This is a genomic window from Pseudomonas sp. (genome assembly GCF_028293835.1).
In the GTDB taxonomy this organism is placed as follows: domain Bacteria; phylum Pseudomonadota; class Gammaproteobacteria; order Pseudomonadales; family Pseudomonadaceae; genus Aquipseudomonas.
The window spans coordinates 22167-30016 of sequence record NZ_JAQGNX010000120.1 but is presented as its reverse complement, the minus strand read 5'-3'; the positions used below and the strand labels follow the sequence as shown (position 1 = coordinate 30016).

Below are 7850 nucleotides of genomic sequence, written 5' to 3'. Positions count from 1 at the left end.
CTGACTTCGTCGACTTCGATCTTGAAGCCTTCTTCCTCGAACAGTTGGGCGGTCGCGGTTTGCGCGTTGCCTTCCTGGAGCAGCATGTCGAGTTTGGACAGGCACATGTAGCGGCCACGGCCCTTGGCCAGGGCGAAGGTGAAATTAAGGCCGCTGTTGCGCATCAGGTCTGGCAGATCTTTGTAGACAATCTGTTCTTGCAGCGCGACCGTTGCCGTAGCGATGACCAGGCGCTTGCCCGCAGCCTTGGCCGTGGGGATCGCCGCGATGGCGTAAGCGACGGTTTTACCGGTACCGGTGCCCGCCTCGACCGCAACCACCGCAGGATCACCTGAGCGCCGACCCTCTTCGTCGGTGTCGATATCGCCCAATACTTTGGCAATCTCGGCGATCATCAAACGCTGGCCATAGCGCGGCTTGAGGCTCTTGGCTTCGAGGAAACGCGAATAGGCGCCCTGAATCTGGGATTTGAGTTCGTTACTGATCATGGGCTTCGGGGCGCTACGAATCGGTTAAAAGTGCTGGATAAATTTTCAGTGTTTCTAAGAGGCGGCTATCATACCGCGCTAATCCATCCCGCGCAGTTCGGAGTACCGAATGACAGCTTTTGCCCTTGTCTACACCCTGCATGTCCTGGCCGCCCTGGTCTGGGTCGGCGGCATGTTCTTCGCCTGGATGGTACTGCGCCCGGCCATCGGCGCAGCACTTGAAGGCCCAAATCGCCTGAAATTGTGGGTCCAAGTGTTTCCACGGTTCTTTTTCTGGGTCTGGGTAGCGGTCCTGGTGTTGCCCATTACCGGCGTGGGCATGATTAACCAACGCTTCTCCGGCTTCGAAACCGCGCCGCGCTATGTGCAAGTCATGATGGGTTTGTACGTAGTGATGGTCGCGTTGTTCATTCGCATCCATGCGCTGCAACTGCCTGAACTGCGAAACGCAGTGGACGCTGAAAAATGGCAGGAGGGTGCTGCGGCACTGGGACGGATTCGCCGTCTGGTGGGGATTAACCTGATTGTCGGGTTAGTGCTGGTGGCGGTGGCCGCGAGCCGGCCAGGGTTTTGACGGCGTTAGATAATTCCCACAGACAAGTTGAACATCTGTAGCCAACTGTTGGCGAGGCGATGTGTCAGGTAAATAACCTCGCCAACAAGTTGGCTCCTACAGATGACGGCGGTGTTACGTAAACGCCTTACAACCGCTGCACAATCAACGAACCATCCCGACCCGGCGCGCCTGGCTGTCCAGGTTGACCCGGCTGACCTGACTTACCTCCGTCTGCGCGATACACCACGCAGCCTTTGGACGTCCCGCCTTTACCCGCCTGCCCTGCGGCACCGGCGACGCCAGCGGCACCGCCGTTGACCAGCACTTTAATGCGTTCAGCCGCAAACGCCGCGGGTAATTCGAGTCTCACCGTGGCGCCGGGAGCACCGTCATGACCGTTGCTACCGTTATCACCGTTGAAACCACGACTGGCTTCACCCCACAAGCAACCAGGGTCATCACCGTTGGCGCCGTCCAGACCGAAATACCCAGGAGCACCTGAGCCTCCGCGAGCATCGATAGACAGCTCGTCAGCGGTTAGGTTTTCCAGGCGCAAGGTCAAATTACGGCCCGGCAGCGCTTGCTTGGCATACGTTCCAGGCGCGCCGCGGGCCGTGATTTGACTCCCCGTCGCCAGCTCGCCACGGCCTACAACCATATTGAAACTTTGCTCGCTGGGAATAATAGCGATGCGCGCTTCATGGCCGAGCACCAGTTCGCCGACTTTTACTTCGTTGACGCCCGCCGGAATTAATAACGTGCCGTAGTCGGCAACTACCAAGCGGTCCAATTGCAGCGTGCTGGTATTTCCAGGCAGGCGCAGAAGCGAATGCGCCTCGACCGCCACTACCTGAGCCATGACCATCGGCGTGAACACCGCAGCGCTGCACGCTACGGCCATTAAGCGAAGATTACGCATGAGCGATCTCCGCCGAAGTACGAGAGAAGGTTTGCAGATGAAAAATGCCGAACAGCAAAATTTTTCCACGGTCCACCCACGGCCGTGTCCGCCCGCGCAGGCTGCCGTTGAATAGAGCCAGTTCCAGCAGATGGGTCAGCAGCAGCAAACTGCCAGCCATGTTGATCAATAAATCGAAAGGGTTAGGCAATGCGAGCACTGTATTAACCAGCACCACCAGCCAGAAGCCCAACGTCAATGCCTTCCCCAAACCCCAAAACAGCTTCATACACGCCCCTGGCAGTTATTTCTTTTGCGCACAGTAACGGCATCAGCGCGAAATTTGCCAGCGACCATTGCAAAATGAGCATGCACTCCGATTAGAGGCATTACTCAAATTGATAAAAACCGAGCGGGCGTTAACCACCGCTCGGCGAATAAATCAGCGCCTCTGGGTGACCGACAAAACGTCGGCCCCAAAGGTCAGAAGCACACTTTTACTGCCTGGCCACGGTTTTAAGCGGCGTTTACCGGTTTATTTTGATCTCTACACGACGATTCAGTGCACGTCCTTCAGCTGTTTTGTTATCCGCAACGGGACGGCTTTCACCCTCACCGACTACCGCGACAAAACTGCTGCGCGGAATGCCAGAGCTGACCAGATAATTGGTCACTGACGTTGCGCGTTTTTGCGAAAGGGTTTTGTTGTATTTGTCGGTGCCGACGCTGTCGGTATGCCCGCTAACCCGCAATTGAGCGCTTGGCGCTTCGCGCTTCAGACGGGTGCTGATCAGATCAAGCTTCTGTTTATCCGCTGCGGTCAGCTGCGCCGAATCGAACTTGAAGTAAACATCGTTAATAATGATGACTTCTTCTTTAACCACGACGACTTGTTCCACTGGCGCCGTCTCGGTCGCTGGAACAACGACAGGTGGGCAGCCGTTGGCATCGACACTCACGCCTTTAGGGGTGCCAGGACACTTGTCGCGGCTGTCCCGCACGCCGTCGCCATCTTCGTCGCCATCACCGTGGACCCAGCAGTAGGCCGCCGCCACACTGCCGCCGATCAGCACGCCCCAACCGGCATAGGTGGCATTTTGAATTGCCCCCAATCCTGCACCAGCCACCCCGCCGACTGCGGCACATTTAGGCCAATCGGTCTTCTGCAAATCCGCACAACCGGTCAACAGACTGGTCAGCAGGATCAATGGTAACGCCACCCGAATCATGCTCATTGATTTCATCTCCTATGGGATCGGTCCAAACCGATGCAATGGGAGTAAAGACGTCACTTTCATAGATTGCCAATTAGCCATCATAAAAGCTGCCGACGAAGGCCTGCCCTCAGCACTAGGCCATTGCGCCGCAGCACGCTAGTCTTGCAGTTCAATTGAGGATTTTCGATGACTGATGGCTTTTCAACGCGGACACCGCAGCAGGCGCTGGCCGCCCTACTCGATCGATACGCGCCAAAGCGCTTGTTGCTGATCGGTGCCGGAAGTTTCCCTGCGCTTGAAGCGTTTCGAGAGGCTCATCCCGGTACTGAACTGGCCCACGCCGCACCTGGGCTCTTGCCGCCAGAGCTTGCTGCGCAACGCTTTGACCTGGCATTGGCTGTCGACTGCCTTGAGCATTTGCCCAAACGCACCGGCCTTGAACTGCTGGGTGGCATTCGTAATTTGAACGCCAGTCGCATCGCCGTGCTGGCTGACTTACACGCTTGCGGCTGGCAAGACACAGATTTCTATTCACTGGCACTACAGGCCAGCGAACGCTTTGCCCGAGATCAGCAGGTACTGACATTGTTCACTTACGACCTGCGCGAATATAAACAAGTCCCCGATTGGCTGAACGCGAAGTTTTGGGCCAATCCGGAAAACTTCGGCAAGTATTGGTGGTAGTCATGACGAGTTCGATCTGCCCGTGCGGCAGCGGAAATTTACTGAACGCCTGCTGCGGGCATTATCACGCAGGCACACCCGCGCCTGGCGCCGAGGCGTTAATGCGCTCGCGTTACAGCGCGTACGTGCTGGGTTTAATCGATTACCTGCTAGATACCACGTTGCCGGCACAAAAAACCGGCCTGGACCGGCAATCGATCACCGCCTGGAGCGCCCAAAGCACCTGGCTTGGGCTGCACGTGGAAAATGTTGAAGTCCTGGGTGGCAAACCCGAACACGCGTTCGTGACCTTTGTTGCACGCTGGCACGATGGCGAAGGTGAACACAGCCATCGCGAGCGCTCGGCGTTTGTGCAAAACCAGGGTCACTGGTATTTCATCGACCCTACCGTGCCACTTAAAGCCGGGCGCAACGACGCATGCCCCTGTGGCAGCGAGCAAAAATTCAAGAAATGCTGTGCGGGTTATCTGGCCTAAGCCTCATCAAGCCGACTCAGTTTTATATGTGAAGTGTCGGGCGCAGGGCCGGCAGGTGGTTTTTTAACCGGGTCCATGTCGGCACCGACGGGGGCCAGGCTCATCCGCGAAAGGTCCATGCGCGGCGCAGGCACCGGCGCTTTTGGCTCCTGCAGTGCGCTGCCAATGTCGGCTATGGCGAAATCTGGCGCATCCACTTCAATGAACGCCGCCATGTAGACGTCTCGGGGCTCGACCTGTAGACGGCGATTGGTTTGGGGCGCACGGTTGAAGCCTGGCGCGTCCGGCGGCGGCGCCAGTTCTACTTCTTCCATGTCAACGTGCATGTCGACCATTTCAGCCAAGGCCCCGGCGCGTTCCAGCGTCGCGCGGTACTTCTCGGCAGCGGCCTGATCCAGGCTGTTTTTCAACACCAGGCGCCGTCCGGAAAACAGTAACGCAACACGCTGCGCATCGGCCTGGAACAGCTTGGCCAGGTTTGCCTCGACCCGTTCGCGTTGCGCACCGGGCACTAACTGTCCACTAAAGACGATTTCATAGAGGTTCATCGGGCACGCTCCTGCTGCACAAGGCGCAAGTATGGCCGATATGTATTTTCAGTGCGTGCACCGGACACGTATTGGCGAGATAATTCGCGGCAATTATTCCGGAGAGACCTTAATGAACCAGGAAACCCACGTTCACGGCCCTGACTGCAATCACAACCATGAGCATCAACACCACGAACATCAACACGCACACGTCCATGGCCCAGACTGCGGCCACGCGCCCCAGGAACCCGTTCGCAATGCCCTGAAGGACGTAGGACGCAACGACCCTTGCCCATGCGGCAGCGAGAAAAAATTCAAAAAGTGCCACGGCGCCTGATCGATTGAATTGAACCCCGATAGTCGCTTGCATGGGGCGTGTCCGCTCTCTAACGTAGCGCCATCAAAAAACGTCACCCCGCAGGAGCTTTGCCATGGCCTCGCCAGCCTTTTTCGATTTTATTCCCCGGTTCGGCGTTGCCGCAGCAGTGGTCAGTGTCCTGAGTTTGAGCGGTTGCCAGTTGGGCGGAGGCAGTAGCGATACGCTGCCGCCGTCTACCGGTGTGTTCCCAATCAAAGGGTTGGCGCAAAACGTCTCTGTGCGCCGCAACAGCCTTGGCATGCCGCTGATAGAGAGCAACACTTTCCACGACGCGCTGTTTACCCTGGGCTATGTGCATGCCAGTGACCGCATCAGCCAAATGGTCAACATGCGCTTGCTCGCTCAAGGCCGTCTGGCCGAACTGGACGGTCCCAGCGCTCTGGAAATTGACCGGTTCATGCGCTCGGTCAATCTGAAGAAAAGCGCCAGCGAGCTCTACAACGGCTCTTCGCCACGCCTCAAACGCTTCTTCGAAGTGTACGCACGCGGCGTCAACGCCTACTTGTTCCGCTACCGCGACAAGCTTCCGGCTGATCTGACGGCGGCCAACTACCACCCCGAATACTGGAAACCCGAAGACTCCGCGCTGATTTTCAGCCTGCTGAACTTCGGCCTGTCGGTGAACCTGCAACAAGAACTCTCATCCTTGGTATTGGCACAGAAAGTCGGGGCCGAGAAACTCGCCTGGCTGATCCCCACCTATCCCGACGAAGAATTACCGGTGGCCGAAACCGACAAACTCAAGGGCTTGAGTCTCGCAGGGCAAGTGCCTGGCCTTAATGAATTAAATAAGGTGGCCTTGCAGCTGTCCGACTTGAACATGCTCGGCGTCGCTGCGTCGAATAACTGGGTGGTCGCCCCGCAACGCAGCCGCAGTGGCAAAAGCTTGCTGGCCAACGACATGCATCTGCCTGCGACCTTGCCTTCGGCCTGGAGTTTTGTGCAGATTCGCGCGCCGAAGTACGAGGCTGCCGGGATGACCATTGCCGGTCTGCCACTGGTGATGTCCGGTTTCAACGGCAGGCTGGCGTGGGGCATGACCACTGCCATGGGCGACAATCAGGACGTGTTTCTGGAGAAGCTCAAGCGAGAGAACGGCAAGCTGCTGTACCTGGTAGAGGGTAAATGGCAGCCCGCCTCGGTGCGCAATGAAACGTTCTTCGTCAAAGGCGGGCGCCCGGTTCGCGAAACCCTTTACGAAACTCGTCACGGCCCAATGCTCAATAGTGCGGTGGGCGAACGCAGCAACCCCGAGCAACCGGTGCAGTTGAACAACGGCCTCGGCCTTGCGTTGCAGACCCCGGATTTCAAAGATGACAAAAGCATGGACGCGTTCTTCAACCTGTCCCGTGCGCAAAACGTCGAGAAAGCCTCGGACGCCATCCGTGAAATCCGCGCCATGGCCCTGAACATCGTCTTTGCCGATGCACAGCACGTGGGCTGGCAGGTCACCGGTCGCTTTCCTAACCGCCGCGAAGGCTTGGGTTTGCTGCCATCGCCGGGCTGGGACAGCCGTTATGACTGGGACGGTTTCGCCGACCCGATGCTCCATCCTTATGACCAGGACCCTATGCAAGGCTGGATTGGCACGGCCAACCAACGCACCCTGCAGAAAGGCTACGGCATGCAGCTGTCCAACTCCTGGAATTACCCGGAGCGCGCCGAACGCATCGCAGAATTACTGAACGGCAGTAAGCAGGACAGCCGCAGCATGATCGCCATGCAAAGCGACCAAACCACCACTTTTGCCGGCAAATTGAAAAAGATGTTCCAAGCCCCCGGCATGGCCCAGCCATTGAAGCAGGCGATTGACGCGCTGCCGCTAGCGGATCGCGGCAAAGCTCAAGAGGCCCTGACGCGCCTGATGGCTTTCGACGGCAAGCTGTCGGCGACTTCCTCGGACGCGGCTATCTATGAACTGTTTCTGCAAGAAAGCGCGAAGCAGATCTTCCTTGATGAGTTAAGCCCAGAAACCAGCCCGGCGTGGAAGGCGTTGGTGGAAAATGCCAACTTCACTTACTCGGCTCAGGCCGATCATTTGTTGGGCCGTGAAGACAGCCCGTACTGGGATGACATCAGGACCCCGCAAAAAGAAGACAAACCGACGATTCTCGCCCGCAGCCTTGCCGCCGCGATCACCGCAGGGGATAGCCAACTGGGTGCGGATCACAAAGGTTGGCAATGGGGCAAGTTGCACCGCTATACCTGGACCGCGCACAACGCTGCGATGGCTAATCGCAGTCCGATCCCGGCCGGTGGCGATCACAGCACCATCAACTCGGCAGCCTATGCGTGGGGTGAAAGTTTCGACACCGCGTTGACCCCGGCGCTGCGGATCATTGTTGACTTTGGTCAGCCAGAACCGATGATGAGCCAGAACAGCGCGGGCCAATCCGGCAACCCGGCCAGCCCACACTTCGCCGATGGCATCGATCCATGGCTCAAAGGCCAATACACGACCATCCCGATGCAGCCGCAGAATCTGGAAAGGGCCTACGGCAAGGAACGGCTGACACTGACGCCCGGGAAGTAAGGGCTGCTTGCTCTGCCTCGCCAACAAGTTGGCCCCTACAGAATCTCGGCATGGTGCACATTTCTGTAGGAGAGAACGTGTTCGCGAGC

10 protein-coding genes are annotated in these 7850 nt (G+C 57.8%); 5 read left to right on the top strand and 5 right to left on the bottom strand.

The window, feature by feature from the left end; genetic code table 11:
* Positions 1–488 (bottom strand): DEAD/DEAH box helicase (locus tag JWR17_RS17260; RefSeq protein WP_366944172.1); only part of this gene is annotated, 488 nt, incomplete at its 3' end.
* Positions 489–597: 109 nt separating this feature from the next.
* Here JWR17_RS17260 and JWR17_RS17255 point away from each other — a divergent pair.
* Positions 598–1062: a DUF2269 family protein gene (locus JWR17_RS17255; protein WP_299833152.1), complete on the top strand. Its 465-nt coding sequence runs from the start codon at positions 598–600 to the stop codon at positions 1060–1062.
* Positions 1063–1189: 127 nt separating this feature from the next.
* Here JWR17_RS17255 and JWR17_RS17250 read toward each other — a convergent pair whose 3' ends face one another.
* From JWR17_RS17250 to JWR17_RS17240, 3 genes are all read right to left on the bottom strand, one after another.
* Entirely contained in the window at positions 1190–1963 is a 774-nt protein-coding gene (locus JWR17_RS17250) for a collagen-like protein (RefSeq protein ID WP_299833151.1), read from the bottom strand.
* The gene (locus JWR17_RS17245) at positions 1956–2231 is read right to left on the bottom strand and encodes a DUF1145 domain-containing protein (RefSeq protein ID WP_299833150.1); all 276 of its coding nucleotides are present in this window, start codon (positions 2229–2231) and stop codon (positions 1956–1958) included. The genes JWR17_RS17250 and JWR17_RS17245 overlap by 8 nt, the downstream gene beginning before the upstream one ends.
* 238 nt (positions 2232–2469) lie before the next feature.
* On the bottom strand, positions 2470–3177 hold the full coding sequence (locus JWR17_RS17240; protein ID WP_299833149.1) for an OmpA family protein: 708 nt from the start codon (positions 3175–3177) through the stop codon (positions 2470–2472).
* Between the two features lie 168 nt (positions 3178–3345).
* On the opposite strand from JWR17_RS17240, the gene JWR17_RS17235 reads away from it, so the two are divergent.
* On the top strand, positions 3346–3843 hold the full coding sequence (locus tag JWR17_RS17235; RefSeq protein WP_299833148.1) for a DUF6231 family protein: 498 nt from the start codon (positions 3346–3348) through the stop codon (positions 3841–3843).
* Positions 3844–3845: 2 nt separating this feature from the next.
* Positions 3846–4319 (top strand): YchJ family protein, encoded by a 474-nt coding sequence (locus JWR17_RS17230; protein WP_299833147.1) that lies wholly within the window; start codon positions 3846–3848, stop codon positions 4317–4319.
* On the opposite strand, the gene JWR17_RS17225 is transcribed toward JWR17_RS17230, so the two are convergent.
* Positions 4316–4867, bottom strand: coding sequence for a hypothetical protein (locus tag JWR17_RS17225; RefSeq protein ID WP_299833146.1), 552 nt, complete (start codon positions 4865–4867; stop codon positions 4316–4318). The two genes, JWR17_RS17230 and JWR17_RS17225, sit on opposite strands and share 4 nt — an antisense overlap.
* Positions 4868–4979: 112 nt before the next feature.
* Between JWR17_RS17225 and JWR17_RS17220 the strand changes: the two genes are divergently transcribed.
* Both JWR17_RS17220 and JWR17_RS17215 read left to right on the top strand, forming a co-directional pair.
* Positions 4980–5186, top strand: a complete 207-nt coding sequence (locus tag JWR17_RS17220; protein ID WP_299833145.1) for an SEC-C metal-binding domain-containing protein — start codon at positions 4980–4982, stop codon at positions 5184–5186.
* A 94-nt stretch (positions 5187–5280) separates the two neighbouring features.
* The gene (locus tag JWR17_RS17215; protein WP_299833144.1) at positions 5281–7761 is read left to right on the top strand and encodes a penicillin acylase family protein; all 2481 of its coding nucleotides are present in this window, start codon (positions 5281–5283) and stop codon (positions 7759–7761) included.
* Positions 7762–7850 lie beyond the last annotated feature (89 nt).